General features: G+C 40.5%; 25 protein-coding genes. 12 read left to right on the forward strand and 13 right to left on the reverse strand.

The window, feature by feature from the left end; genetic code table 11:
• Positions 1-28: 28 nt before the first annotated feature.
• The 3 genes from CLV51_RS14215 to CLV51_RS14225 form a co-directional block, all read right to left on the reverse strand.
• Complete coding sequence (locus CLV51_RS14215) at positions 29-2,416, reverse strand: ABC transporter permease (RefSeq protein WP_106528676.1); 2,388 nt, start codon at positions 2,414-2,416, stop codon at positions 29-31.
• 343 nt (positions 2,417-2,759) lie between these two features.
• A complete protein-coding gene (locus tag CLV51_RS14220; protein ID WP_106528677.1) occupies positions 2,760-3,503 on the reverse strand; it encodes a hypothetical protein in 744 nt (247 codons plus the stop codon).
• Between the two features lie 267 nt (positions 3,504-3,770).
• Positions 3,771-4,310, reverse strand: coding sequence for a GNAT family N-acetyltransferase (locus CLV51_RS14225; RefSeq protein WP_106528678.1), 540 nt, complete (start codon positions 4,308-4,310; stop codon positions 3,771-3,773).
• Positions 4,311-4,667: 357 nt separating this feature from the next.
• Here CLV51_RS14225 and CLV51_RS14230 point away from each other — a divergent pair, with 357 nt between their 5' ends.
• On the forward strand, positions 4,668-5,063 hold the full coding sequence (locus CLV51_RS14230; protein ID WP_106528679.1) for a (R)-mandelonitrile lyase: 396 nt from the start codon (positions 4,668-4,670) through the stop codon (positions 5,061-5,063).
• Positions 5,064-5,085: 22 nt separating this feature from the next.
• On the opposite strand, the gene CLV51_RS14235 is transcribed toward CLV51_RS14230, so the two are convergent.
• The gene (locus tag CLV51_RS14235) at positions 5,086-5,886 is read right to left on the reverse strand and encodes a helix-turn-helix domain-containing protein (protein ID WP_106528680.1); all 801 of its coding nucleotides are present in this window, start codon (positions 5,884-5,886) and stop codon (positions 5,086-5,088) included.
• Between the two features lie 17 nt (positions 5,887-5,903).
• A complete protein-coding gene (locus CLV51_RS14240) occupies positions 5,904-6,782 on the reverse strand; it encodes an SDR family NAD(P)-dependent oxidoreductase (RefSeq protein ID WP_106528681.1) in 879 nt (292 codons plus the stop codon).
• Positions 6,783-7,026: 244 nt separating this feature from the next.
• Between CLV51_RS14240 and CLV51_RS14245 the strand changes: the two genes are divergently transcribed.
• The 4 genes from CLV51_RS14245 (at position 7,027) to CLV51_RS14260 (ending at position 10,905) form a co-directional block, all read left to right on the forward strand.
• Entirely contained in the window at positions 7,027-7,704 is a 678-nt protein-coding gene (locus CLV51_RS14245; protein ID WP_106528682.1) for a hypothetical protein, read from the forward strand.
• A gap of 75 nt (positions 7,705-7,779) precedes the next feature.
• Positions 7,780-8,259 (forward strand): DinB family protein, encoded by a 480-nt coding sequence (locus CLV51_RS14250; RefSeq protein ID WP_106528683.1) that lies wholly within the window; start codon positions 7,780-7,782, stop codon positions 8,257-8,259.
• Positions 8,260-8,719: 460 nt separating this feature from the next.
• Positions 8,720-9,478, forward strand: a complete 759-nt coding sequence (locus CLV51_RS14255) for a DUF2314 domain-containing protein (protein ID WP_106528684.1) — start codon at positions 8,720-8,722, stop codon at positions 9,476-9,478.
• A gap of 1,016 nt (positions 9,479-10,494) precedes the next feature.
• Positions 10,495-10,905, forward strand: a complete 411-nt coding sequence (locus tag CLV51_RS14260) for a hypothetical protein (protein WP_106528685.1) — start codon at positions 10,495-10,497, stop codon at positions 10,903-10,905.
• Between the two features lie 183 nt (positions 10,906-11,088).
• Here CLV51_RS14260 and CLV51_RS14265 read toward each other — a convergent pair whose 3' ends face one another.
• Positions 11,089-11,823: a glycosyltransferase gene (locus CLV51_RS14265; RefSeq protein ID WP_106528686.1), complete on the reverse strand. Its 735-nt coding sequence runs from the start codon at positions 11,821-11,823 to the stop codon at positions 11,089-11,091.
• Positions 11,824-12,222: 399 nt separating this feature from the next.
• Here CLV51_RS14265 and CLV51_RS14275 point away from each other — a divergent pair, with 399 nt between their 5' ends.
• The 4 genes from CLV51_RS14275 (at position 12,223) to CLV51_RS14290 (ending at position 15,179) form a co-directional block, all read left to right on the forward strand.
• Positions 12,223-12,678: a hypothetical protein gene (locus CLV51_RS14275; protein ID WP_106528688.1), complete on the forward strand. Its 456-nt coding sequence runs from the start codon at positions 12,223-12,225 to the stop codon at positions 12,676-12,678.
• Between the two features lie 188 nt (positions 12,679-12,866).
• Complete coding sequence (locus tag CLV51_RS14280; RefSeq protein ID WP_106528689.1) at positions 12,867-13,433, forward strand: Crp/Fnr family transcriptional regulator; 567 nt, start codon at positions 12,867-12,869, stop codon at positions 13,431-13,433.
• A 129-nt stretch (positions 13,434-13,562) separates the two neighbouring features.
• A complete protein-coding gene (locus CLV51_RS14285) occupies positions 13,563-13,928 on the forward strand; it encodes a nuclear transport factor 2 family protein (protein ID WP_106528690.1) in 366 nt (121 codons plus the stop codon).
• 168 nt (positions 13,929-14,096) lie between these two features.
• The gene (locus tag CLV51_RS14290) at positions 14,097-15,179 is read left to right on the forward strand and encodes a DNA alkylation repair protein (RefSeq protein ID WP_106528834.1); all 1,083 of its coding nucleotides are present in this window, start codon (positions 14,097-14,099) and stop codon (positions 15,177-15,179) included.
• Positions 15,180-15,188: 9 nt separating this feature from the next.
• On the opposite strand, the gene CLV51_RS14295 is transcribed toward CLV51_RS14290, so the two are convergent.
• The 3 genes from CLV51_RS14295 to CLV51_RS14305 all read right to left on the reverse strand — a co-directional run bounded on the left by CLV51_RS14295 (position 15,189) and on the right by CLV51_RS14305 (position 20,140).
• Positions 15,189-18,326: an AsmA family protein gene (locus CLV51_RS14295; protein ID WP_106528691.1), complete on the reverse strand. Its 3,138-nt coding sequence runs from the start codon at positions 18,324-18,326 to the stop codon at positions 15,189-15,191.
• A 425-nt stretch (positions 18,327-18,751) separates the two neighbouring features.
• The gene (locus CLV51_RS14300) at positions 18,752-19,531 is read right to left on the reverse strand and encodes a DUF1214 domain-containing protein (RefSeq protein WP_106528692.1); all 780 of its coding nucleotides are present in this window, start codon (positions 19,529-19,531) and stop codon (positions 18,752-18,754) included.
• A 39-nt stretch (positions 19,532-19,570) separates the two neighbouring features.
• A complete protein-coding gene (locus CLV51_RS14305; RefSeq protein ID WP_106528693.1) occupies positions 19,571-20,140 on the reverse strand; it encodes a DUF1254 domain-containing protein in 570 nt (189 codons plus the stop codon).
• Positions 20,141-20,448: 308 nt separating this feature from the next.
• Between CLV51_RS14305 and CLV51_RS14310 the strand changes: the two genes are divergently transcribed.
• Entirely contained in the window at positions 20,449-20,670 is a 222-nt protein-coding gene (locus tag CLV51_RS14310; RefSeq protein ID WP_106528694.1) for a YdeI/OmpD-associated family protein, read from the forward strand.
• A gap of 16 nt (positions 20,671-20,686) precedes the next feature.
• Here the strand turns inward: CLV51_RS14310 and CLV51_RS14315 are convergent, their stop codons facing one another.
• The 3 genes from CLV51_RS14315 to CLV51_RS14325 all read right to left on the reverse strand — a co-directional run bounded on the left by CLV51_RS14315 (position 20,687) and on the right by CLV51_RS14325 (position 23,898).
• Positions 20,687-21,433 carry a LytR/AlgR family response regulator transcription factor gene (locus CLV51_RS14315; protein WP_106528695.1) on the reverse strand — a complete coding sequence of 249 codons (747 nt, stop codon included), beginning with the start codon at positions 21,431-21,433 and terminating at the stop codon, positions 20,687-20,689.
• On the reverse strand, positions 21,426-23,093 hold the full coding sequence (locus CLV51_RS14320) for a sensor histidine kinase (RefSeq protein WP_106528696.1): 1,668 nt from the start codon (positions 23,091-23,093) through the stop codon (positions 21,426-21,428). The genes CLV51_RS14315 and CLV51_RS14320 overlap by 8 nt, the downstream gene beginning before the upstream one ends.
• Before the next feature lie 160 nt (positions 23,094-23,253).
• Positions 23,254-23,898, reverse strand: a complete 645-nt coding sequence (locus CLV51_RS14325) for a Crp/Fnr family transcriptional regulator (protein ID WP_106528697.1) — start codon at positions 23,896-23,898, stop codon at positions 23,254-23,256.
• A gap of 75 nt (positions 23,899-23,973) precedes the next feature.
• Here CLV51_RS14325 and CLV51_RS14330 point away from each other — a divergent pair, with 75 nt between their 5' ends.
• Both CLV51_RS14330 and CLV51_RS14335 read left to right on the forward strand, forming a co-directional pair.
• A complete protein-coding gene (locus tag CLV51_RS14330) occupies positions 23,974-24,687 on the forward strand; it encodes an HAD family hydrolase (RefSeq protein ID WP_106528698.1) in 714 nt (237 codons plus the stop codon).
• Positions 24,684-25,307 carry a chloramphenicol acetyltransferase gene (locus CLV51_RS14335; protein WP_106528699.1) on the forward strand — a complete coding sequence of 208 codons (624 nt, stop codon included), beginning with the start codon at positions 24,684-24,686 and terminating at the stop codon, positions 25,305-25,307. Before CLV51_RS14330 ends, CLV51_RS14335 begins: the two co-directional genes overlap by 4 nt.
• 65 nt (positions 25,308-25,372) lie before the next feature.
• On the opposite strand, the gene CLV51_RS14340 is transcribed toward CLV51_RS14335, so the two are convergent.
• Positions 25,373-25,936: an RNA polymerase sigma factor gene (locus tag CLV51_RS14340; RefSeq protein WP_106528700.1), complete on the reverse strand. Its 564-nt coding sequence runs from the start codon at positions 25,934-25,936 to the stop codon at positions 25,373-25,375.
• Between the last annotated feature and the right edge of the window lie 110 nt (positions 25,937-26,046).

Genomic DNA, 26,046 nt, shown 5'->3' on the forward strand with positions numbered 1-26,046 from the left:
ATAAATAATATTGCTCCAAAAATAAATACTATTCAGCACGTAATCTTTCTATTGGATTTGCCTTAGCAGCTTGGTATACTTTCGTTCCGATGATAACACTGCAGCAAAACAAGACAATCAGGAATGTACCGATATAAGGCGCTGGCCCGGCATCAGGATGATATTGATAAATAACCTGGAAAATAAACTTGCTGGTAAACAAGTAGCCTAAAGCTGAACCAACCACAAATGAAATCAGGAGGATGCGTATGAACTCCCGGTTAACTAATCCAATGATTTGAAGCACCGATGCACCAAGTACTTTGCGAATACCAATTTCTTTACTTCGTTTGTCTATGTTCAATGAAATTTGTGCAAACAAGCCTGACGCTGATAAGAGCAAGGTAACTATGGCAAGAAAAAAAGCGATCGACTTGAAGCCTTGCGTCATCCGGATCTCCTTTTCAATTAAATCTGATTGTAAATAGCCCCGGTATGGTACATTGGGCACCACTTTGTGCCAGGCTTCCTGTAAGTACCTGGTTACTTGCGACAATCTATCTTTATCTGAACGAACGACCATAAACTTATACTCATCGGGTTTAGCCATGCGTAGCACGCAAGGTGGTATTAGGTCGTGCAAGCCATACTCTTTGTAGTCGTTCACAACTCCAACAATCGTGTAGCTGGCACTGTCCAGGGTCACTCGCTGGCCAAGCGGATCTGTTAGCCGCAATCGTTGCAGAAAGGTCTGATTGACCAGGATAGATTGATCAGCATCAGCACCGGTATCATAAAAATGACGTCCCTGAATTAAGCGGATCCCCATGCTATTAAGATAGGCTTCCCCTCCAATACGCGCGACCTGCGCCTGTATTTGGCCATTTTCGGTTTTGGCTGTCTGGGTGTAGGTGCCATCACCAATTTGTTGAACACATCCGGCTACACTTTTAATTTCCGGGTACTGCTGAACGGCCTGACTAAAAACGCGATACTCCTGAGGATTGTTGATTTCTACAACGGCTACTTCATTGATGGAATAGCCAAAATCGGCTTTCTTTTGAAATGACGCATTCTGGGACATAACAATACCAACCACCAGTGCGAAGCACGATAGACTGAATTGTGAAATCAACAGGAAACGTGTAAAACGGTTGGAAGAGGCAAGGGCCGTTTTGCCCTTAAGAATCAGCACTGGCTGAAAGGAACTGATGTACACAGCTGGGTATAGGCCAGAAAAGATGGCACTGACAACGGGAATGAATACCAGGAACAGCCAAAAGCCATAGTCCTTGCCATAGTTGGGCGAAAGATCAACATCGGTAAGCTGAATGACTGCTGGCAATAGTAGGTAGACAAACAACAACGCCAATGTGGAAGCTAATAGACATAGAACAATGTTCTCGGTTAAGAATTGCCGGATTAATTGGCTCTTGAAACCGCCCATTACTTTACGAATACCGATCTCTTTTAATCGGCCACTGGCAAATGCGATGGAAATATTGGTAAAATTAAAGCAGGTAATAATTAAAATAAACAGCGACATGATGGCCGGAACTATAACGAGGACACCACGGGGATTGACCGTCAGTTGGCTGCCATATACGTATCCCGGCATATCAATATCCGAGCTGGCCGCCAACTCAGAGAAAGGTTGAAGGGAAAAGCTTTCTATAGGCCAATCGGTGCGATTACGGTTATGAAGCGCTACATAGGGATTAAGATTGGCAGTTACAAAACGAGTCGCTTGCTCACTTTTTAATTCCGCAAATGTTGTAATGAGGTTCGGGTTCGCCCAGTCATTAGGCGCTAACTGCCCATTAACAAATCCGTTCTCAAACGAGGTGATGATATCGAACTGAATACTTGAATTAGCCGGAATCTTCTGCGTTACGGCAGCAACCGTGTACACCTTAGGCTTACCTTCCGATCCAATGATTGTCAGGGACTGACCCACCGGCATTTGCTTTGGAAAGTATTTGTCTGCAAAAGTTTCACTGATGATTACCTGATTCGGTTGGTCAAAGCCAGACAGGTTTCCGAATTTTAGCGGGAACGTAAAAAAATCAAATAGGGCCTTATCTGCGTAGTGAATATGCTCGTCGAAAGTATTCTCTTTGATCTTTACAACAACGGCAGCGCTGCTAAGGCGGGCAATCCGCTCTGCCCCAGCCAGTTCTTTCTGCATTGCCTGCGCTAACGGTAACGGTATAACGGCCCAGGGCTGTTTACTTCCATCAACCATGCGCACACTGTTTAGCCGGTAAATGTGTTCGGTGTGAGCATGATGCTGGTCGAAGTTCGCCCTGTAGTTATAGTTGAGGTAAGCCAGTATACAACAGGCAATGGCAAAACCTAAGCCTACAATGTTGAGGACCACATATATCTTGTTGCGCCAAAGAACACGGAAAGCGATCTTCAAGTAGTTCGAGAACATAAGGTTAATTTAAAAAAGACTGTTAAGCTGTTAAGTTATAAAGCGCCAAACGACAGCTTTTAAAGTCAGCGTAGGCATTTTACCAGTCTGTGACAACTACCATACCACTTGTCTGGATATCGCTTTACATGGCTGTAGTGGCCATTTTTACACCTTCTGTGACGGTCCTTTTTACAAGTATGCTGTACGGATACGGACACGGGTGTTCGATTTTAAGCGTCAGATAGCGGCAGTTAAACGTAACACTGGATAAGAAAAAAGCCTTCAAATTGTTTGAAGGCTTTTTTATGTGCACTGGAAATTTTGTATTTGATCTGCTATGAAGCGAAGGATCAGGTAATCGTTAAAACTTAATCAACAGTTTTTCAGAAATAAGCTTATTGTCTTTGTAGTATTCGAAATACCATTCTCCGTTCTTTTTCAGCACTATCCCATGAGATGCCCCGTTATCGGCAATAAAATAATCCTGTACCGAAGTTTTAAGTAGGGTTAAAACTATTTTTGGTGCGGTATCAATTAACTGATATCCATTAGCTGTTGCCTGGGCATATAATGTTCCGGCGGCTTCCTTTATCTCTGCTACTACAGTTGTTGTGGCAGGCGAGGGGGCTGGAACAGCTGTAGTGGCAACCGCTTGCTGGGGCCCCTCATTTGTTGTTCCAATATAAGCATACGGTACGTCATTCAGCGATGTAAAGGCGTCTTTTAAAGCAAGATTATAAGAAGCAGCAAATTCTTTCTCCCTGCTTTTGCCTTCTTTACTTTTAAAAATGATATTACCCCTGCAATCCTTTAATAAAAGTGTAAGGTTGGTGACAAACAGTCCTTTTTTCTGCACTACCTCGGCACTCAGTGCATTGCACCTATTGCCGGCAAGTTCTTTTGGTATTTCTGAATTATCAAAATAAGCGGAAAATCCTTTTTCTTCCAGGAGCGATTTGGCCATGGTGTTTAATCCATACTGGTTGTCTTCCCTGGAGAAATTGAATTTTTCCGGTACCAGCACGTATTTGTAGTTATTGATGGTATTCTGGGTATACCCGGAATATGAAACGAGTAAAAAAAATAATAAAGCGTATCCTTTCATATAGCATTTTGTCTTCTGATTATGACGAATATATACAAAATAATTGTCAAAATCAGTACAAACCAGCTGATTCCCTATACTACTGTGTAAGATCCAGGCAGTCATCTACACTCAGCAAATTATCATCGGGATTAACCGGGTTATAGGAGATTACCGTTTTATCTTTTTGCTGCATGGGAATATTCTTGAGGAATGGCTACCGAAGCAGGATGGAAGTGTTTTATAGTTTGGCCATAAGCCGGTGTCAAACAATTTAGTGTATTGACGTTACACTATTTCACTTGTTAGCGAGAAAAAAATTCTATTGTTTCCGACTGCTTTTTTAGGAGCTGCACCCTGTTTGAATTTGTTTCTTAATAAGAGTTGGATTGAACTGTCATTGTTCTCATGGACGTAAGCTTCAATTGTTATTAATTTCATTTTATTAAATCCGAAGTCAATAACCTTTACTAAGGCTTCATTCATATACCCCATTCTGTGAAATTCAGGGTCGAGTGTGTAACCTGTTTCCGCTTTATATTCATCTTTCGAAATATTCCACAGACAAATTGTCCCAATAAATTTGTTTCTGCCTTTTTGGGTAATTACCCATAGTATAGTTTTGCCAATTGCTATTTCTTTTTGTACTCTGTCAATGAATGCCTGTGTTTGTTCAATGGAAGAATGCCTGAAATCCTCAAGGTATGTATTTACGCTATCGTCGGAACGATGAGAAAAAATATCCTTGTCATCAGTTGTTTCAAGTTGCCTTAAAACCAAACGATCAGTTGTCAGGATGGGGAAAGGGGTGAAATTTGTTTCAATCATTGGTTTAATAGATAGTATTTAATCTGACAGAAGGGAAAAAAATTATATTTCAGATGCAGGATTTAGGGGGACAAAAAATTGTTCTGTCAACATTCTTCCTTCACTAAGGTAAGGCATCTTCAAAAGTCTGCAAAGGGGTTTTACCATACCAGGTATTTCAGTTTGTTTCCGATTTTTTAAGAAATATTGCAGTTTGTACGTAGTGAAAATTTAACTTTGACAGCCCAAGGCTTTCCGTTAAAAAGCTGTTTGAAATCATTAATTTTTTGTTTGATAATTATTAATCCCCGCACTTTCACTGGTGTATCTTTGTTGTAAACCCCGGTAATTGTTTAGAAAATTTTAAATAGAAAATTTATGGAAATTAAGCGCAGCGGCTCACAGCCTTCAGGTAAAGGCCCCGCAGAATATTTTACCGGATCGGTACGGATCGACCCCCTTTGTAGTCCACCAGAACCCGCCCGTGTGGTGATGGCGTTGGTCACCTTTGAGCCAGGCGCCCGCACAGCATGGCATACGCATCCCCTCGGTCAGACCTTAATCGTCACCGCAGGTGCTGGTCGTGTGCAGCGTGAAGGCGGCTCAATCGAGGAAATCCACCAGGGGGATGTAGTTTGGTTCCCGCCAGGTGAAAAGCATTGGCATGGAGCTGCGGCTACCACAGCGATGAGCCATATTGCCATCCAGGAAAAGCTTAATGGTTCGCCTGTCGATTGGATGGAACAGGTAACAGATGAGCAGTACAGCAAATAATAGAAAAATTGGAGAACGCAGATTAAATTTTTGTCGGCGCAGCCCCAAATTGTTTTTTGAAAGCAAGTGAAAAATGTGACAGATCCTCAAAACCCAGGTCCAGGTAAATATCGGACGCTGTTTTGCCTTTTTCCCGGATAAGATAATACGCTTCCTGTAACCTTCGTTGCTGCAACCAGCGGCCCGGTGTTAAGTGGAACAACTTTTCGAAATCTCTCTTGAAGGTAGCCAGGCTCCTGCCGGTCAGATAAGCAAATCGGTTAAGGTTGACATTAAAATGGAAATTCTTGTTCATAAAAGCCTCCAGGTCTATTTTTCCTGGCTCACTGAAATCGAACAATATGTCTTTCATCTCAGGATTTACTTTTAACAGCAGCAGGATCGCCTCTCTTAATTTCACAGCCACCAACCCGGCATCATCTTCCACATTAAGCTGCATGTAAGACGACAGTGAATCAAAATAGTTTTTATACAAGGGGTGAGGTTTCAGGTCGATTACCGCGTTACCATTGATATGCTTTTCAGCTTTATATCCGGCTTCCATACTGAAGTTCCGTAAAAAGGGCTGATCAAAGTGAACCGAAACCGACTTGAATTCGCCTCCTTCCGGCGGCAGTTTATTAAACTTCATCAGATGGTTCCGCCTGCCGAATCTAAAATCTCCGGGTTTAAAAATATATTCCTTGTTACCATCATTCATGATCATCGTCCCCGATACCTGGTAGCTAAATACATACTCAGGTATAAACTGTTCTCCCTCCCTGCGGCGGGTAGCGTAGCAGGAATATGCTATGGGCGATGGTCTTTTATTGAGTTGTGGCATTATTCAAATTGAATTTATTATTGCTGCACTCCGAAAAGCGACTTACCCATTTCTGTTTGCGTAAAATCTACCGCATCATCGGCATCGGTCGAAGTGCTTACCGGCAGCCACTTTTCCATTTCCTCGCTTCTTACAACATTGGCTTGTTTTACCCTGCCTATCGCATCGCTACCCAGTACCAGGTGTACCGGTGGTTCCGGGTTATCAACCAGGTCGATCATCACTTTTGCGGCTTTATCGGGGTCGCCCATTGGGATAAAGTTACTGTTTTTAAACAGCTCCATTCGCATGCCAACGGTCTTTTCATAGCCTTCTACCTCTGGCGCACAGGTCATCGAAGTAGCTCCGGTACGGAAACCGCCCGGCTCAATGCTTGTTACCAGTATGCCCAGCGGCTTAACCTCTTTAGCCAGCGCCTCGCTAAAACCGCTCAAACCAAATTTTGCTGCCTGGTATATGGTTAGGCCGGGGTTACCCACCCTGCCGCCTATCGAGCTGATTTGTAATATCCTGCCCGAACGCTGTTTGCGCATGTAAGGTAATACCACACGCGTTATTTCTATGGGTGCATACAAATTGGTTTCCAATTGGCTGCGTACCTGTTCATCGCTATAAGCCTCGGCTGCACCTATGATGCCAAAACCGGCGTTATTGACCAGCACATCTATCCGGCCGAATTTTTCGATCGTATTTTCAACTGCGGCAATGATCTGCGCCTTGTTGGTGACATCCAACCTTAGCGGATAAATACTATCAGGGTACTTCTCTGCAAGATCTTTTAATTGTTCCGGGTTTCGGGCTGTTGCGGCTACCAAGTCGCCACTGGCTAATACTGCTGCTGTCAAACTCCTTCCCAATCCGCGGGAACTGCCTGTTATAAACCAGACTTTTGGCATAATTTAAAATTTTAATTTTAATCAAAGTTCGGTTCAATTTGACGAAGCCACTTTGTTAAAACGTTCAAATTGCTTTGTTAAAACGTTCATGTTTGAGAGATTTCTTGATTTTTATCAAGTACACTATGCTGGTTAAATGCAATATTTGCGGAGCTGGATATTCATACTTTTAAACCCGGGTAGGTAAGGGTTATAAGAATGGTTGCTGGCGTTGAATAACTTTAGTAATCTAAAACAAATTTTCATGTTTATTGGACATTTTGGACTGGGGATGGTCACAAAGAAAATAGCCCCGAAGATCTCGCTGGGAACACTTTTTATGGCAGTTCAGTTCTCTGACCTTATATGGCCGACTTTATTGTTGCTTGGTGTAGAAAAAGTTGTGCTGCATCCTGAACTTGGAGGAACAAGAACCATTACGTTTACAAGCTATCCGTTTACCCATAGCCTGGTAGGAGCTTTAGTTTTGGCTGTCTTGTTCGGTACGGTTTATTATGTGGTTAAAAAAAATTTTAGAAATGCGCTGATATTGGGAGCAGCTGTGCTCAGTCATTGGTTTTTGGATTTTATTGTACATTTTCATGATTTGCCGCTATTTCCTGCTTCTTCAGTGAAAGTAGGACTTGCGCTTTGGGCTACGATAGGAGGGACACTGTTTGTAGAACTTATATTGTTTATATCCGGAATTGTTTTGTATTTGCGTTCTACGACTCCTTTAAATGCAAAAGCAAGGATTATTTTCTGGATTAATATCCTTTTGCTCGTCTCTGTACAGATTTCAAATTTTTGGGGACCTCCACCCGCAAGTGTAAACGCACTTGCCTGGTCTGCCCAGTTTCAATGGCTATTTGTCATCCTGGCTTACTGGGCTGATAACAATACCCAATCAGCAACTACCGGAAAGTCGATTGAAAGATTTTAGTATTTTGCAAGAAATGGATGATCCTTAACTGTTATAGCAAGCGACCCATGTTTACAGTAACTTAATTTTTTTATTATGGTTTCAACTAAACAAATATCAAAGCACTTCAGGGATGTTCATTTTGGTGGTAACTGGACTAGTGTAAATCTTAAGGACACATTAGCAGATGTAAATTGGAAACAGGCAACCACAAAAGTTCATAGCCTAAATACTATCGCTGTTTTAGTTTTTCATATTAACTATTATGTGAGCGCTATTTTAAAAGTCTTACAGGGAGAACCCTTAAACGCAAATGATAAATTTAGCTTCGACCTGAATCCTATAATGTCTGAAGAAGCGTGGCAGGAATTGGTAACTAAAGCATTTACTGAAGCTGAACAATTAGCTTTACAAATTGAAAATTTAGATGAAACAAAACTATTCCAGGATTTTGAAGATCCCAAATACGGAAATTATTATAGAAACTTACTCGGAGTTATTGAACATACACATTATCACCTTGGACAGATTTCCCTGATAAAGAAAATTATAAATGAAACAAAAACAGCAAACTGACATGGCCGGTACCTGCTCATGCATCCATTGTACTAAGTCTACAACCTAAAGTTGAAGAATAGCCATGATTTAAAGTGTTCAAAAATGGAGAAAAAATGTTCAAAAATGGAGATTTTGTATAAGGGTAGTGAGAAGTAGATTATAAGGTTAACTCGATGTCAACGCAGGGAGGAAAATGTGGTGAATTATGTTGCTACTGATACAATATTGCCCAATATTCTTACCACAATGTCAGCCCTTCGTTAGCACAATGTCAGGAATCAGATTTACTGGTTAAAATAATATTATAAGGCTTAAGTCTTGAGGAGAAATGCAGTGTAGATTACGAAAGTAAGTGATTTTTTGATATTTCAATCAAGAAGTCTTTGATATAATTTTTGAGAAGGGAAATTTGCATAACATTTTAATTAAAACATGCGCTAAATTTGGCGTGCACATTTGATCCAGTAATTATTCAATTATGACAGAGAATACAATTTTTTATTTTGAGGCAGATAACCCGGAAATGATTAAAGCCTTTCATAAAGCACAGGAAACATTCCGGTATTTCTGGAGAGAACTTTCCTGGGAGTATCGAAGAATTGTTCCTGCACTGGATGTGGCTTGCGTAAAAGTAGCTTTCATGGAGCATGTTGCGCATCAAACAACTCCTATCGTAGAGCATATGTGGATTAACGAAGTAGAATTTGATGGAGATACGATTAGCGGAGTGCTCATAAATGATCCAAATGAGCTGACGAATATTAAGAACGGAGACTTTGTTGAAGTGCCGCTAAGCCAGATCAGTGACTGGTTATTTAGTACTCAGGGAAACACCTATGGAGGATTTACAATACAGCTGTTAAGGTCAACAATGGAGGAGCAGGAACGTAAGGAATATGATGAGGCATGGGGATTGGATTTTGGTGACTATCATGATATTTTGCTCGTTTATGAACAAAAGGAATACCCTGAACATCTCATTGAGCACCCTATGAGTATTAATATGAAGGAGCGCTTAATAGAATTTTTGAAAGAACATCCTGAAGAAATAACCAACCACGACGAAGCTGGATATACGCTTTTACATAGGGAAACAGTATCAGGCAATAAAAGTTCTGTTGAAATTTTGTTGCAGCTTGGTGCGGATAAAAATATTAAAACCGGTAAGGGAAAAACGGCGTTAGATTTCGCAAAGCAGTTAGGTTGGGAGCATATAGTTCCATTGCTTGAGAACTAGTATTTGCACATTGGCAGCACTTAGTATTTTTATGTATCGAAGAATACAATGCCAGAAGACCACATGAAGACCTGGAAAATGCAACTCCCAGAGGTATCATGAAAAGTTGAAAAGTACAAATCAGGCCGTTTGAGAAATTGGTGCTTACAATGCCTTGCAATATCTATGGCATACAAGTTCCGCGTTTATTTATTGGTCCATGATTTTTAAATAATCATTAGAAAAAGTAAGCATTTTTGGTAAAACTAATAATTAGCTATATCTTCCTTAGAGAAGATTTGGAATTTATTTTAACCCGTTTATAATTGGCCAAGGCTGATTTTGTGATACCCAGAATTGTTATCCACTAGAAGATTAATATTTATTTTTTATTCCAGTCTCGCCACTTTTTGTAGTACTAAGATTTACCAGCGTAAATTATCATTCAGCTAAACAGTAGTTTATCTCATATTAAAGCCTTTCTCAGAAAGGCAGAAAAGAAGCACCGACATGTTTACAATGAACATGGTTGAATCATCAAACAATTAAATTAAAAAAAATGAAAAAACTGAATTTGAACGCTCAACAATTGAGTGATGTTAAAGTATTGACAAGAAGTGAATGAAAAACTATACTAGGAGGAACTACAAGATCCTCAAGGGCAGCAGCGGGGTATTGTAATTGGATGGATATCAAGTGCGATCCGGGATACACATGCGTGTCTACTCATAATCCTTCGAGTCCGGACCAGGGGAGATGCGTTGCTAATTAATAATAGTTAATAATGCAGATCAAGCGTTGAAAATATTAAGTTTTTATGAACTTAATTAAATCGACAAAGCGCTGGAGGTGGAATCTGGCGCTTTGGGGGTTTAGTTCCTCTGACCCGGTAGTATCTAATCCTTTTGTGTAAATAGTAAGGAAGTAAGCATCCAGTAAAATGCACCTTGTTTGGGGGTACGGTTTTTATGTTAAGAGAGATTTCGTATTCAATATCCGGTTGTTTTTTTATAAAAAATACTAAACAATTAATCCATATGAAAAAAATACTGCTACTGATACTATTTTTCTTTTCAATAAGCTATTCTTTTTCGCAAACTATTATTGTGAATCCTGATGGAACTGTTTCAACTGTAATGGGCAATGGTAGCATTAAAACTATTGTGAATACTAATGGAACTCTTTCAACTTTAATTGACAATGGTAGCATTAAAACTATTGTGAATCCTGATGGAACTTTTTCAACTGTATTTGGCAATGGTAACACTAGAACTATTGTGAATCCTAATGGAACTCTTTCAACTTTAATTGACAATGGTACTACTAAAACTATTGTGAAGCCTGATGTGACTCCTGATGTGACTCATTCAACTGTAATTTACAATGGTATAAAAATAAGCAGGAATAAAAGGAAATCAATAATGTATTTTTTATTACAATTTAACTAACATTTTTCTCCATACTGTTGTCATGTCACAGTAGTAGCTATTGCAGTTAAATCACGACCGATTGTACCACAACCTGCTTTTTAGCGCCTACCGTTATTTATTCTTTGATTACTTGTCAATAGATGGCAGGCAATCGACTTGTGCATATTTAAAACGTAAACGCAATTGTAACTGATAAGAAAGTTAAATTGTGATGGCATACTTCTTTTTCAATTGTTCATAAATAGATTCCGGGTGGTAGATAGCGTCTTTATCCAGATACCCTATACGCCAAATCTCATTCCATAAGTGAAGGGCAAAATTTTTTTCTGTAAGGGAGTAATTTTGTTTACTAATAAGTTTATAGACATCTGTCCAGTTTATAGGACAAAATGTTTCCGGCGCCATAATGTAGGACTCGGTATCGTAGCTTTTAATAATTTTATTAAAAAGCGATGGCCCCAATTCTCCCCATTTTATGCAATTGTGATCAAGATTGTCTATATGCGTTAAGCAATCTGCAAGGATGGCTGCTTTAGCGGGTGATTTAATAAAACCAATATTTACGATTTTATCATTTTCATGACCATGTTCTGTTGAAAAACAGTATTCTTCCTTCATGTCAAAGTGTCGAAGACAAACTGAATCCATATCTACCCACCAGCCACCTTTTTCATAAAGTAATTTATAACGGAACCAATCGGAGAATGATGCTATCCCTCCTTTGCTATCTATAAAAATTTTATTAGCATGAATAATGCTATTAGCATCTAGTACGGTCGTATTCTTCGGGACGTTTTTAATATCCTGATAAGCATATAAATGAAAGTCATGCTCATTTTGTAAAAATGATTGGATACAAAGATGTTCCATTGTAGAAAGGCTTTCCCCAATCCAGAGGCTTTGTATAATTTTGTTTGTATCGGTTTTAACAGGCATTGAATTTGTAATTATAGTTAGCTATTCAAATTTACTCAATTGGTTTTAAAAAGTATCATCTTATGCTCTCTCACAGAACGAAAACATCCCTGCAGGATAAACCCCACAGCAATACATCTTTTACCAGCTGCCTGAAATTGTTCCTTTTTTTTATAATGTTTGACATGAAGTATCTGAAATAATTCTTTCCACTCCTGTTCACTAAGAAGGGCAAGTGTATTCAAATAGTTTTTAAATGACGTAATGTCAATCTTATTATCCATAAATACTAAACATTCAACTTTATAGCTAAGGTAAATTTCATTTGGTCCATATGACTACCCTTGTATAATCAAATGCTGAATATTATATTTAGTAGTCTGATGCAGCAATTATTTAAAAACAGGCAGACCATAAAAAATGACACAAGTGAACGAAATATTGAAGCACTCAATTAATGCAATTGAATACAGATTTATTAAAGCAACAGCTGGTTCTAAAGACAACTTTGGGGACTATAAAATTAGTGACCACACAAGAAGTCCGAATGAAATTATTAATCATATGTATGACCTGGCAACAAAAACAAAGACTATGATTAAGGAAGGGCATTTCAACTGCCCGGTTCCTGAAAGCCTTAAATTTGAAGACGAAGTAAAACGGTTTTTATCAGCAATAAAGGAACTTGAAGCTGTAATTGCTAACAGTGAAATAAGTATAGAAATAAGTAAAAAATTATTACAAGGCCCCATTTTAGACATGGCTACTCATATAGGACAGATTGCAATGCTGAATGGCCTGAATGGAAACAAGATTACCAAAGAAAGCTATTTCGCTGCTGATTTAGATAGTCCCATCCGGCACTTGCGCGGGTAGGGATATACTTCAGGAGGCAATTGGGAATATTCAGACGACCTGCTTATTAACAACCAAATTGAGCATCTGTTTAAAAGAGATTTTGAGCAGTTAAGACATCTATGTTAAAAAATATTTCTACATAACTATACATAATAAATTGTCCTGGAATGATTTTCATACTAAGTTTGGAGTTTGAAAATTAAGCGATGAAAAATTTATTAGCATATATCCATTCTCTCACCAACTTTTCAGCGGAAAGCTGGGAGATCCTTTCTCCTGCATTGACAACAATAACATTCGAAAAAGATCAGTACCTGTTGGAGGCCGGTAAGGTATGTGATGCCTTGTTTTTTGTTAGCGGGGGCTATTGCCGGGCTTTTTACGATAAGGACGGACAGGAAATAAATACGGATTTCTTTTTTGAAAATGACATCGCCACCAATATAAACAGTTTCGCCAAAGCAGAAAAATCTGAATTTTCTATTCAGGCTTGTGAAGATGTAACAGTAGTAAGATTTGATAAGAAAAAGTTGCGTGAAGCGGCAGAACACGACCCGGAGATTGACGGGCTGGGTAGGAAATGTTTACAACAAATTGCTGCCAAACAAGAAAAGCATGCAGCGATGTATAAGCTGATGACTGCTCAGGAGCGATATGAATATTTAGAAAAATATGCGCCTGAAGTTTTACAAAGAGTGTCGCTAACACAAATAGCGTCCTATCTCGGTGTTGCGAGGGAAACATTAAGCCGCATCCGCAGCAGAAGGTTGTAGCATTGTTTTGTGACGATTGTCACAGGTTAAATTAAATGGATCGAACGACCTTTACATTACAATCAGCATATGATCATAACAAGTATTTGATTTTATAGCGGTTTAATCATTGATAACTAAATTAAAAAAATGACACAAAACAATTCGCAAGGCACGGCCAATGACGCAAAAGAAGTTGTATTATCCTTTATTAAGGCGCTGAATGAAGAGGATTATAACGCGGGCAGAAAATACGTAAATGATGATCTTTTATTTGTAGGGGTACTTGGTTCCCGTGAAGGGGCAGAGGTCTACTTTAGTGATATGGAACGTATGAGAATAAAGTATAAGATCGAAAAAAGCTTTGTTGATGGGGATGATGTTTGTCTGTTATACGATATTTTGATTGGTGGCGTAACTACATACGGATCCGGATGGTATCGTTTGGTTGATGGCAGGATAAGCTCAATCAAGGTAGTTTTTGATCCACGTCCTTTGCTGGAAAATGCAAAGTAAATTGATCTTTCGTTTATAAAAATATTTTGAAAGCCGCTTAAATCGCCCGATTTATGTGGCTTTTCTGCTTCCGTTCCGTTGGTGTTTGCATATATCAGGGGTACAGCGGCCATCAAATCCGGTAAAAAAATAAGTTATCTTGCAGGCACTTATTTAAGCTTAATTTGTATGGATCCTCTCAAGGAAATGTTCAACAAAAAATTTTACCAGCATTTTGCCACCGGTTTTGCAAGTGCAGATAAAAATTTTAATAAAGAAGCTTTTGTCAAAGATGTCACCGAAAATATGGAAGGGCTTTCCCTGAATGGCAGATTGCGAAATACTGCTATCGTGCTTAAAAAGTACCTTCCTGCCAATTATCAGCAATCTGTTGAAATAATGTTCCGGGCAGCACCTTTGCTTAATACCGGCTATACCGCGCTGGTACTGCCTGATTTTGTGGCGCTTTACGGGAAAGACCACTTTGATCTTTCGATGGAAGCGCTTAAACATTTTACCGCGTTCGGGTCATCGGAGTTTGCCATCCGTGAATTCTTAAAAACAGATCTGGTAAAAACTTTGGCAGTATTGAATGAGTGGGCAGAAGATAAAAGTCAGCATGTAAGACGACTCGCTTCGGAAGGCAGCAGACCCCGGCTTCCCTGGTCCTTCAAACTGGAACAAATTATTAAGAACCCGACATTGACAACAGGTATCCTGGAAAAATTAAAGGCAGATGAAGAGCTGTATGTAAAAAAATCAGTGGCTAATCATCTGAATGATATTTCAAAAGATAATACCGCATACATGCTGCAGCTGGTAAAAAGCTGGGATAAAAATAACCCGCATACCAGCTGGATCATTAAACATGCCATCCGTACGCTGATTAAGAAAGGAGATAAGGATTCGCTTGCCATATTCAATTTCGAGAAAAATGTAAAAGTCCGTCTCGATAAATTAAAATTAAGCGCAGCTGTTATCCGGCTGGGGGAAGCATTACAATTTGAATTTCAGCTGACCAGTGAAAAAAACACACCGCAAAAGCTGGTGATCGATTATGCCATTCATTATTCAAAATCTTCCGGTGAATTATCAAAAAAGGTGTTTAAACTGAAAGAAATTACCCTGCTGCCAGGCCAGCAAGTTCAAATAATAAAGAAGCAACTGTTCAGGGACCTGACCACCCGTAAACATTACAAGGGAAAGCATCTTATAGAGATCATAGTGAACGGAAAAGTGCTGGGCAGTAAAACGTTCAGCCTGGTCTTATAATCCATGAGGTTAGTTCTTTTCATCATCTGCATCCTGCGTTTCTTCCAGTTTATCTTTATCGCTGCCTCTGCGCAGTTTCACTTTGGGATTGCTCTGGGTGCCGGTAACGTTGAAGGGTATACCAAATATGCCAAGTGGCGGCAATCCTAAACGCCCTTTCAGGTTCAGCTTTCCATCAAGGCTAACCTGTCCTTCAAAGCGGGGCCGGAAGCCGGCTACGCGCATCCTGGTCTTATCGATGGTAATAATATTATTATTGATCCTGGATTTAATATCTATTTTGGAAAGGTCCGGGTCTTTCACTTCATCTTTGCCTGTAGAGCTACTTATTGCATTAAACAGCTTGAAGCCTTTCATCTTTATTTTTTTTACTGACAGCACACCTTCTCCTTTCAGGGAAGGATACACCGGGTTCATGTTCTCATCCAGCTTGCCGCTTAAATGATAGTCGAGTCCTACAATCCCGCTTGCGCTGGCAGCGGAAGTGGCCATATCATGAAATAGTTTTATTTCGTTGTAAGCACGTTTTATATCAAATTCTTTTGCGCTGATGTGATAATCAAAGGTGGCTTTTTTAGGCTGAAGGCTTACATAGGTAGCATCCATTTCAACCGGTGCACCGATAATGTTAAAGCCTGTTTTGTTCAGTTGAAGTTTGTTGCTGTCAACTACCAGTTGTCCGTGGAAATCATTGATGTCAACGCCCTTGAATCGTACCTTGCCGGCGGCGGCATTCAGTGTCAGCGACAGGTTGCCGGGTATCATAACAACGCCGGAAGGAGCGGAGGAGGTGCTGGCAGTAGTGTTTTTCTTGCTTCCGTTCATCATCAGTTCATCTACCAGGATATAATCGCTTTTCAGGTCAAAGGTGCCATGCAGGGTTTGATCTTTTTGCGTAGCATAACCGATCACATTACTTAAAAAACCATTCAGTGTAATAAGCGATTTTCCGTAACTGGCATTGAACTGATCGAACCACATTTTATCCTGGTCAAAACGGAAAACGCCGTTTTTGATATAAAAGGGAAGGGGAAACAGTTCGGATGTTAAAGCTATATCCCTGACCGTTAGTGTTCCTTTGTTATTTAGTTTGTTATAACGGCCTGCAGTGGCGTCGCTTTGTGTGCCGCTGAGCGACAGGTTGGTTTTTATGAAACCCTTGAGGTCATAGCCTTGCAAGGCAAAGACTTTATATATTTTGCCCAGGTCTATTATGCCGTTGGATGTAATATTATATTGAAGGTTGTCAAAATTATTCAGGTCGGCTTTCAGCATGAAAGGCTGTCCTTCAAACTCAAAAGCTACTGGTTTGAGGTCTACCTTTAATGAACGCATAGTGCCGGTGGTATTGGTAATAGTGGCGTCTACATTTATTTTTTCAATAGGTTTGGGGTAATATTTTGTTTGTATGGTGCCGTTGTTCATCGTCAGCCTGGCTGTGGTGACAGGGAACAGCCTTTTAGCCGGCACGTAGCTGCCTTTGGTACTGATATCAATATTCAGATCACCGGCCATATCCAGGCTGTCGGGCCGGTAAAACTGCTTTATATCAGCCAGGTGGAGCACTGATTCCAGTTTGGCTGCTACCAATGGTTCCTGGGCATTGCTGAGCCGGAAAAATCCTTTGATATAGTTACTCAGCATATTGGCATTAATGTCTTCTATGTTGAGATGCGTATGTGCGTAGTTGTTATCCGGACAGGAAGCCTGCATGTTGAAACTGATATTGCTGACTGCCTGCGGCATGGACGCAAATTTAAAATAACCGTTGCGGAAGGTGGATGCTAAATTAAAGGCCGGGATGCTGCTGATCACAGTATCCGCATGCCGCCGCAAGCCCCGGTATACAACACCTTTTGCATATTGTCCGTCTGCCTGCAGGTGCGCCTGCAGCCTGCCTTTCAGTTCAAAGGATTGCCATCCCACAGCCTTGCTCCATTTTTCCAGGTCTATGTCGGTGTTCATTTTTATATGAACATCAGGTGCTTTAAGGCCTTTGATCCGGATCACAGAGCTGAAATAATCTTTATCAATATTGAAGAAAATAGAATCTACATTGATATAAAGGCTATCTGTATTGAGTTGCGGCAGTTTTGACTGGAAATTGAGGAAGAGATTTTTTACAGGAGCGGGTGCTTTTGCATTGGTGATCACGCCGTCCCTTACTTTCATATTAAAGGTGAGGTCGGGCATGGTGTTGGTTTCCGCGATGTATTGGCCAATGAGTGATGCATTCACATCGGCAGCTCCTTGTATATCTGTATGCTCCAGCCATGTAACATATTCCGGTGGCAGGGCGCTGAAAATAGCATGGAGGCTGGATTCCCTGGAGTTGAGCCTGAAATCCATCCTATAGCCGTTTTTCAGGAATCCGAAAGAGCCGTTCAGTCTTACCGGCAGTTCATTTATTTTCAGGTCGTTTTTTTCAAAAACGAGGTCCAGTGAATTGGTATTGATCTTCGTGATGAGTTCCCCGTTGAGTTTCTTGGACAGGATATAAGAAGTGCCGCCATAGTTAAGATCGAAGGAAGCTATACGAACCTGTGAATGCAGGTCGAACTGCGCTTTACTCAGGTCGCCTTTGCCTGTATAGTTCACTTCCTTTGCCTGGATGTACATCGGGAGGGACTGGTCATCATAAATGATATTGCAGTGTTCTATTTGTATGCGTTCTATTTTCAGGGATGCACTGCCGCTGTCTGCGGGGTTGGCAGCTGTAGCCGGGCCGGACTTATACACATTATAGTTAGGATGACCGGCAGCATCTACCATAACATGGATGTTCCCTTTGGTCAGGAATATTTCGTCAATGTTGATGGAGCTGGAAAAGATGCTGGCCAGGTTTACGCCCAGGGCCACTTCATCCGCTGCTATCAGCGTGTCTTGTTTGAATGGAGCTGCTCCTTTCAGGCTAAAATCGTATAGGGTCAGTGTCAGGGACGGGAAATGGTTGAAGAACGATAACCTTGCCTTCGAGAAGTTCAAATCACCGGTAATGCTGTTATTGGTCCATGTTTTTATTTTATTGGATATCGCTGTTGGAAAGAGAACAGGCAATAAAAATAATAAAAGGAATATAGCAGCTACTGATATTGAAATAATTTTCAATGTTTTCAGTGCAGCTTTTTTAATAAAGGCATTGCGCATAAAAATCCAGGAATATTTTAAGGCTGTTGTTGATATACATCATCCCTATTGTCCTATTTATAGGTGATTTTTCTTGTATATCTAACAGCCTTTTATGGTTACAGCGGTAAAGATAATCAATATTTATGAGCTGGCTTTAGTTGCACTATTACTTCAGACGACACCTGAATGCAGCAATAAAAAATCTAAAGCTTCGCTAATAGTTCTGCCTGACTATTTTGTGTTTCATCATAAAGAGCGGTGAAGAAATATTATAATTGAATTTGACCAATGGCCAGTCTACCATTGGCAACCCGGGAGTCTTTTAACATCACCTTATTCTTTTAAATTTACCTGATATACTGCTGGTATCTGCTCCGCTGAAAGATTCATTTGTGCAGTCATTACTTTAGTTTGAAGATCGGCCATTTGTGCTAATGTTATGATTACTTCACTGGTGCTGGTTGCGGAGCTTTCCATTCCCCGTTCAGGATTTCTTTTCCGGGACCATAAATCCGGATCAGGTAATAAAAGGAACCTTGAGGAGTAGGCAACCAGTTAGGCTCCTTATCTTTTGCCGGTGGGTAATGTTGCAGATATAACGTCAGATCGCCGTTAGGGTCATATTTAGGCCCGCTTGTTCTGTCACCGATAGAATACCTGTTAATCGGATTTTTAACCAGGAAACGGCTTGGTAATTCATATAAAGTAATGCTCCAGAAGTATTTGTTTGGTGGTGTTTGACCTTTAGGGAAACGGATGATATAATTGTTTTTACCCTCCAGGAAATTGCCGTTTTTATCTGACCTGATACCAACGTATATAGCTTCTTCTTTGGTGTTTCCAAACAATCCCGCAGCAGCTCCCAGTGCCCGTTTGAAATAATTTCCCTGCAGCATTTCCCTGGTACCAAAGAGATCGGTGGCATTGGAAATTTTATCGGTGCCTTCCTGCAATTCCTTTTCAGCACTTTTTACACCATCATTAATTGCAGCCAGTATTTCAGGACTATAAGCGGTGCTGTCGAAAGGTTTTCCGGGTTCAATGCCAATTTTAGCAAACCTTTCCCTTATTCCTTTTTCTTCCGGAACCAGGGGGCTGTACTGCAATAAATTATTGAGCAATCCAATAAATGAATAGGAACTTATTGCTCCAGGATTGTATACCGGAAATGATAAATCATACTTTTTGACAGGAGGGGCAGCTTGTTTGGTATACTCATGCAAAGGGATGATCTTAAAGCCTGCCTGTATTTTTTTTACATTTTAAATATCGCCCGGCGCAGTTTTTAATTCCGTTCTTCCTAAAACTGTTACCAGGTTAGTTTCAGAAGAGATAACACCATTAATGCCAGCTGGCTTATCAACCTGTTGGCCGGGGCCTGTAACCAGGTATTTGCCGGCACCGTCGCCTGTGGTACGACTACCAATATACCCGAAATTGAAAGTGTAAAGATCAATGAACTGCAGCGCGTAGTATCTTTTATCTTTTATTTCCGGCACTTCTATAATAACAGGTTCATCACTCAGATTAAGAATTGCCCAGGAGTAAGGCGTGTCATTATTTGGCGTAACAACGGCGGTATCACTGGATGTAAAGCTTTTTGTATAATTCCTGAACTGATTAAATCCTCCAATGTAATCAGGATATTTTTTATCCAATGCATAAAGATACATGGTTCTGTAGTTGTTGAACATTGGAAACGCATATATCCAGGCATCATGCGCAATAATTCTCGCAGAATCGCCTGTTAATGCAGCGTTTTTATTGCCTTTTTGAAAGCAGCTGCTTAATGCCAATAACGCCAACAACGCAGAAAAAATAAGAGATCTCATGTTATAAATGTTTAGATAAATTCAAAAGCATTTCACCCATCTTTTGAAAGATGAATGTACCGTGATGAATGCCCGATCGCTGAAAGAAAGTGCTGCGAATTGTTTATTTATGCGAAGGAATTGAGATGGATGAGGGTGTTTATCTAAATGTTAACAACACAATATCCGTTTTGGTTTAATAAAATATATTTAATGGATAAGCAATACCCTCATTGTCTGGCCGGCAACGTTCTTTTGAAAGTGTGATTATTTGTCTTTTATTTGAAAAGACAAATAATTTCCTATTTTTAAGATTCAAAAAATATAAGATGCTGCCAAAAGGAGAACATATTGAGGGAGTGCCCACTGAACTGGAAATATTGCTGGCAAAAGACAAGCAGGCAAAGACTTTTTTTGATTCCCTCTCAAAGTCTTACAAGCAGGGATATTGCGATTGGGTTGGTTCAGCAAAACAGGAGGCTACCCGGCAAACAAGAGCCGAAAAGGCCCTGATCATGTTGCAGAAAGGCCAGAAGACGCTTAAAACGTGAACGGTGTACCCCCGCTTTACACCAATCCCTTCTTCAGTTCATCTCTCCTTGCCCTCGATACCGGAACCTGTACGCCGTCTTCCATCAATAAATATCCTCCGGATTCTTTCACCATGCTTCTGACAAATTTTTTGTTCACCAGGTGCGACTGATGACACCTTACAAAACCGTAAGGGGCCAGCATTTCTTCGTACTCATAAATGGAAACAGCTACGGTGATCTTCTCTCCATCTTTTATGTAAAAATGTGTATAGCTGTTACTGCTTTCACAACGAACAATATCTTTCGTATATACAAACCTTGTTTCTTTCAACGAAGGAAGGGCAATGCGGTGCTCGTCTTTTTGCTGGCCCTGGTGCAGTATTTCAACCAGGTATTGCATTTGCTGGCTTTGTTTCTTTTTTGCTATTACGGAGGATGCTTTTTCTACTGCAGTTTTAAGCTCTTCTGTGTCCACTGGTTTCAACAGGTAATCCATCGCCGCAAACTTTACCGCCTGAATACCATATTGATCAAATGCGGTTACAAAGATCAGCGCAAAATCTGCGGAAGGCAACTCCTTTAATAGCTCAAAGCCATTTTTGTCAGGCAGCTGTATATCAAGAAAAACAAGATCCGGACGGAGCTGCTGAATGGCGGTAATGCCATCAGCAGCTCCGTTAGCAGTACCGGTTACCCGCACACCAGGACAATGCTGCTCCAGCAGTCGTTGCAGGTTAATGATATTGATAGGTTCATCATCTATAATAAGTGCATTAATCATTGTCCATCCAGTTTTTAAATCGGAGGCAGCAGCGGGTACCATTGGAGGAGCTGCTGATTTCCAGTAATATTTTTCTGTATTTATACATCCGGTTAAAGAGTGCAATGCGCGCTTGTGTGAGCCGGATACCATGCCCGTTGGCCGGTTTGTCAGGATCAAACCCGTTCCCGTCATCGATCACTAAAAATAGTAAATCTGCGTTTTCTTTTGTTATATGAATGCGGAGCATCCCATTTTCACGTTTGCCGGAGAGACCATGTTTTGCCGCATTTTCGATCAACGGCTGTGCAAGCAGCGGTGGAACGTCGATCTGATCCGTCTGGATAGCCGGAGAAACTTCCAGTTCATAACGGAACCCGAACCGAAGCCTTTCCAGTTCAATGTAGTTATCAAGATTTTTCAGTTCAACACTCAGGGGAACAAACGCCTTGCTGCCCTGAGAAACAGCACTGCGCAGTAGTGTAGCAAATCCTGTCAGGTATTTATTTGCTTTGGCGGTTTGCTGGTCATTCATCAGGCCCTGGATAGAGCCCAGTGCATTAAAAAGGAAATGCGGATTCATCTGTGCGTGCAGCGCCTGCATTTCCAACTGCAGGTATTTCATTTTTCGTTTATTTTTTCTTGCGCGGGAAACAAAGAACAATAACAGCAAGATAGCTACTGCCAGGGCAAATATGATAATTTTAAACCAGCTAGTTTGATACCATAATGGCGGCGTATTAAATGTATAGGTAGATAATTGTCCGTGACCATCGGCGTATTTTACTTCAAGGGTATAATCCGCGTTGTGAAGCAATGATGCCATCAGGATAAGGCCATCTGTTTTCTGCCATGCAGTATCTTTGTATTGGCCTCCGAGTATACGGTAGGAGTAAATGGAATCCATGGTATGGCTTGTCTCTTCCCGGAAATAAAAAGCCAGTCGGGAGTTTGCTGAAACCCTGGCATTTCTGAGCTGCAATCCACCCCCCGGCCAGTCGCTATAAAAGCGGGTATCATACACTCTGTTTAAACTGTAAAGTAGTTGTTTACTGATAAAAGAAAGTTCGGTGGACGTGCTGCTGTCACTTAGGTAGGACATCATGAATGGCTGCGTGTGTGCATTTTCCCGTTTTGCATGCAACCTGAGAAAAGGCTGTTCATTCTTCTTCCGAAGTTCAATGAGGATGCTGTCGCCAATTGCCAGGGTGTCGTTCACCAGCCAGTAGGAAGGCGCTGGCTTGCGGGGATTGGCTGTATAAGTGACAGCCCTGTCCTCAAAGGAAGTCATGTTGCTGATATACTGCCAATCCCTTAGTACAGCACCATTCCTGACAACTCTTGCCTGCAGTGCTGCGAAAGGGAAAGCGTTGCTGTCCTGCAGGCTGCTGTCCCGGAAAAGGCCACCCTGAAAATTTGCTAACTGTATCAGGCTGTCCCTTTTAAAAGCACTCAGGATCAGGTGCTCACCGTATACTGTAAAGTATTCATCTTTAAAAGGCAGCGCGATATACACCGGGGAGTATGGATGATGAGCAGATTCAAAATTGTTGGAAAGGGTCATTTGAAAACCAGGCAACATAAAGTGTTGTGATGATTTCTCCCTGAAATATAATTGGGCATTTGCTGTCGGCACGCTAAAGAGCAGCACCAGCAATACAAGGAACATTCCTTTATTCATGGTCAAAAGTTAAGTTATTTGAGTAAGGCAGGCAATTGTTTTGAAAGATTTGGGTGCATGGCGATTATCTTTAACATCATTTTTTTTCTGTAAAAATGGGGCAGCGGGAGCTATATAATGTTACGTTTCTTGAAGTTGGATAGTCCGGGTTTGAATTCAGTTAATCCTCATATTGATGCAAGAGCTTATTCAACTCCACTTTATCCATATAAAGATTAAAATCTTCCGGATGAAGAATACTTTTATTTCTCAGGTCTTTCAGTGTTCTGTTGAAACTCCTTATTGATACAGCAAGGTAGTCTGCCAGATCCTTTTTGGATAATACAATTTGATGGGCTGCCAGCAGCGATAATAATTTCAGTGTATTATATTCAGCAGGATATCTTTGTTGATAGGAGGCTCTTTCAGATGTGTGATAGATCCTTGTTACCAGTACATCCAGTAATAAAGTATTGAATGGTTGATTAATCCGGATCAGCTGTGAAAAATAGTCGTACGTAATACAGTAAACGGTAAGTGAGGTGAGTGCTTCTATATTACAAAGACAGCGGGTATGTTTTATAAATTCTATCTCGCCCACAATTTCTCCTGCTCCCAGAAATTCAAAAATAAAATCTTTACCATTATTTTCTGTAAGATAACATTTGGAGATACCTTCCCTGATAACATACACGTAATGCAGTGTTGTTCCCTGTTGCAGCAGTTTTTCTCCCGGCTCCAGTGTTTTCAGGAAAACATCGGCTCCTTTTTTGTTAGTCTGATACTGCTCAATAATGTTTAATATAGCCAGATTGTTTCTGATCATTTTTTACAATGGGACAAATGTCCCGGTTTTATTTAAAATCTGTTTTACTTTTACTTAAAAATAGGAATATATCAAATGGAAAATCATCAAAAATCATTTACTGGCATTAAAGTGATCGCTTTTGATGCAGATGATACCCTATGGGTAAATGAACCTTATTTCCAGGAAACAGAGCAAAAGTTCTGTGCCCTGATGGAGGATTACCTGCCTCATCATACAGTATCCCAGGAGCTTTTCAAAACGGAAATGCAAAATCTTTCTTTATATGGATATGGCGTAAAAGGTTTTATGTTATGTATGATAGAAACGATATTGCGGGTTTCTGAAAATACAGCCAGTCTGCAAACAATCCATAAGGTGATTGAATATGGACAGGAGCTGCTGAATAAGCCTATTGAATTGTTAGATGGGGTAGAAGAAGTGCTGAAATCCCTGAAAGGAAAATATAAATTAGTCGTGGCTACCAAAGGAGATCTGCTGGACCAGGAACGGAAACTGAACAAATCAGGACTGGCGCATTATTTCCATCACATTGAAATAATGAGCGATAAACAGGAAAAGGATTATAAAAAGCTGTTAAAGCACCTGGACTGCCAGCCCGAAGAATTTTTAATGATCGGTAATTCGCTTAAGTCAGATATAATGCCGGTTATCGCTTTAGGTGGACATGGAGTGCATATTCCTTATCACACTACCTGGGCACATGAAAAAATAGATCACCAGGTAGAAGATCTGCGTTTTCACCAGTTTGAAACTATTATGGAAATACTACCCAAAATGATGATATGAAACAAAAGCTGGCATTAGAAAGCTGGGCCAGAAAAGATCAGTTTGATTTTTTCAGACAGTTTGAAGAACCTTTTTTTGGGGTATGTGTGCAGATAGATTGTACCAAAGCCTATGCAGCGGCCAAAGAGCAGGGTGCTTCCTTCTTCCTGTATTACCTGCATAAATCATTGGTGGCAATTAATGCAATAGCTCCGTTCCGTTATCGTATAACGGATAATGAGGTGTGGGAGTATGATAAAGTACATGCTTCTCCAACTATTAATCGTCCTGATAGTACATTTGGTTTTGCTTACATGGATTTTTATGAAGATTTCCGGCAATTTGAAACCACTGCTCAGCAAGAAATTGAAAAGGTGCAAAACAGTAAAGGGCTTATCCCTGCAGTGTCCGGAGAAAATGTAATCCATTATTCTTCGCTGCCCTGGATCAATTTTACTGCTATTTCTCATGCGCGGAGTTTTTCTTTTAAAGATAGTTGCCCGAAAGTATCTTTTGGGAAGATGACCACCCAAAACGGACAAAGTATGATGCCTGTTTCAGTACATGTACATCACGCTTTAATGGATGGTTATCATGTAGGGCAATTTGTGGATTATTTTCAGGAATTAATGAATAGCTGAGGATCGTATAAAAGTAATCGGGGCCGTTTCTTCATAAAGAGGCGGCCTCTTTATTTTAGGAAGGTTTATACATTGGTTTCCTTCAACTGCTTCCGCAGCTGCTGTAATGCTTTCACAATATGTTTCTCCACAGTACTCACGGAGATGCTCATTTTAGTGGCAATCGCCTGGTGCGACAGGTATTGCATCCTGCTCAGAATAAATGCTTCTTTACATTTTTCCGGCAGGCTATTAATGATGTAGTGTATTTTTTCTTCCAGTTTTTTACTGTCGATTTGTTGATCGGCTGCATGCACAGTATGTGTTTGCACCTGCTCTTTGATAGCGGCATATTGTTTCTGTTGCACCAGGTGCTGGCGAAAACGATCAATCATGCCGTGTTTCAATAATGTTTGCAGGTAGGCAAACAGGTAATCGGTATTTTCAATTTGCGCACGTTTGGCGTACAACCGGATAAATACATCCTGTACCACTTCCAGGGCATCCTCCTTGTTCTCCATCCGCTTATAAGCTATATTAAGCAGCCGGATGAAGTAGCGGTCGTAGATAGCCTCAAATGCAGCAACATCTTCTTCTTTCAGTAACTGGAACAGATCGCTGTCGGTAGCGCTTGCGTATAAAGGATTCATCTTACATATCAAGTAGCGAATAAAAAAACTAAAAAAAAATCAGAAATACAATAGCGGTGTTTTCTTTTCTGCTCGTTTATAGTTGTGTAAGATAACAGCAAGGAGCCGGG

This window comes from Chitinophaga niastensis, from assembly GCF_003014755.1.
Classification (GTDB): Bacteria; Bacteroidota; Bacteroidia; order Chitinophagales; family Chitinophagaceae; genus Chitinophaga; species Chitinophaga niastensis.

Bases quoted from the DNA above. Each gene is read 5' to 3' on its own strand.
- CLV51_RS14315 (WP_106528695.1), bottom strand. From the start codon at position 21,433: ATGATTAATGCACTTATTATAGATGATGAACCTATCAATATCATTAAC.
- CLV51_RS14275 (WP_106528688.1), top strand. From the start codon at position 12,223: ATGACACAAGTGAACGAAATATTGAAGCACTCAATTAATGCAATTGAA.
- CLV51_RS14330 (WP_106528698.1), top strand. From the start codon at position 23,974: ATGGAAAATCATCAAAAATCATTTACTGGCATTAAAGTGATCGCTTTT.
- CLV51_RS14230 (WP_106528679.1), top strand. From the start codon at position 4,668: ATGGAAATTAAGCGCAGCGGCTCACAGCCTTCAGGTAAAGGCCCCGCA.
- CLV51_RS14280 (WP_106528689.1), top strand. From the start codon at position 12,867: ATGAAAAATTTATTAGCATATATCCATTCTCTCACCAACTTTTCAGCG.
- CLV51_RS14265 (WP_106528686.1), bottom strand. From the start codon at position 11,823: ATGCCTGTTAAAACCGATACAAACAAAATTATACAAAGCCTCTGGATT.
- CLV51_RS14340 (WP_106528700.1), bottom strand. From the start codon at position 25,936: ATGAATCCTTTATACGCAAGCGCTACCGACAGCGATCTGTTCCAGTTA.
- CLV51_RS14240 (WP_106528681.1), bottom strand. From the start codon at position 6,782: ATGCCAAAAGTCTGGTTTATAACAGGCAGTTCCCGCGGATTGGGAAGG.
- CLV51_RS14310 (WP_106528694.1), top strand. From the start codon at position 20,449: ATGCTGCCAAAAGGAGAACATATTGAGGGAGTGCCCACTGAACTGGAA.
- CLV51_RS14235 (WP_106528680.1), bottom strand. From the start codon at position 5,886: ATGCCACAACTCAATAAAAGACCATCGCCCATAGCATATTCCTGCTAC.
- CLV51_RS14285 (WP_106528690.1), top strand. From the start codon at position 13,563: ATGACACAAAACAATTCGCAAGGCACGGCCAATGACGCAAAAGAAGTT.
- CLV51_RS14335 (WP_106528699.1), top strand. From the start codon at position 24,684: ATGAAACAAAAGCTGGCATTAGAAAGCTGGGCCAGAAAAGATCAGTTT.
- CLV51_RS14220 (WP_106528677.1), bottom strand. From the start codon at position 3,503: ATGAAAGGATACGCTTTATTATTTTTTTTACTCGTTTCATATTCCGGG.
- CLV51_RS14215 (WP_106528676.1), bottom strand. From the start codon at position 2,416: ATGTTCTCGAACTACTTGAAGATCGCTTTCCGTGTTCTTTGGCGCAAC.
- CLV51_RS14305 (WP_106528693.1), bottom strand. From the start codon at position 20,140: ATGAGATCTCTTATTTTTTCTGCGTTGTTGGCGTTATTGGCATTAAGC.
- CLV51_RS14295 (WP_106528691.1), bottom strand. From the start codon at position 18,326: ATGCGCAATGCCTTTATTAAAAAAGCTGCACTGAAAACATTGAAAATT.
- CLV51_RS14290 (WP_106528834.1), top strand. From the start codon at position 14,097: ATGGATCCTCTCAAGGAAATGTTCAACAAAAAATTTTACCAGCATTTT.
- CLV51_RS14245 (WP_106528682.1), top strand. From the start codon at position 7,027: ATGTTTATTGGACATTTTGGACTGGGGATGGTCACAAAGAAAATAGCC.
- CLV51_RS14260 (WP_106528685.1), top strand. From the start codon at position 10,495: ATGAAAAAAATACTGCTACTGATACTATTTTTCTTTTCAATAAGCTAT.
- CLV51_RS14250 (WP_106528683.1), top strand. From the start codon at position 7,780: ATGGTTTCAACTAAACAAATATCAAAGCACTTCAGGGATGTTCATTTT.
- CLV51_RS14325 (WP_106528697.1), bottom strand. From the start codon at position 23,898: ATGATCAGAAACAATCTGGCTATATTAAACATTATTGAGCAGTATCAG.
- CLV51_RS14320 (WP_106528696.1), bottom strand. From the start codon at position 23,093: ATGAATAAAGGAATGTTCCTTGTATTGCTGGTGCTGCTCTTTAGCGTG.
- CLV51_RS14255 (WP_106528684.1), top strand. From the start codon at position 8,720: ATGACAGAGAATACAATTTTTTATTTTGAGGCAGATAACCCGGAAATG.
- CLV51_RS14225 (WP_106528678.1), bottom strand. From the start codon at position 4,310: ATGATTGAAACAAATTTCACCCCTTTCCCCATCCTGACAACTGATCGT.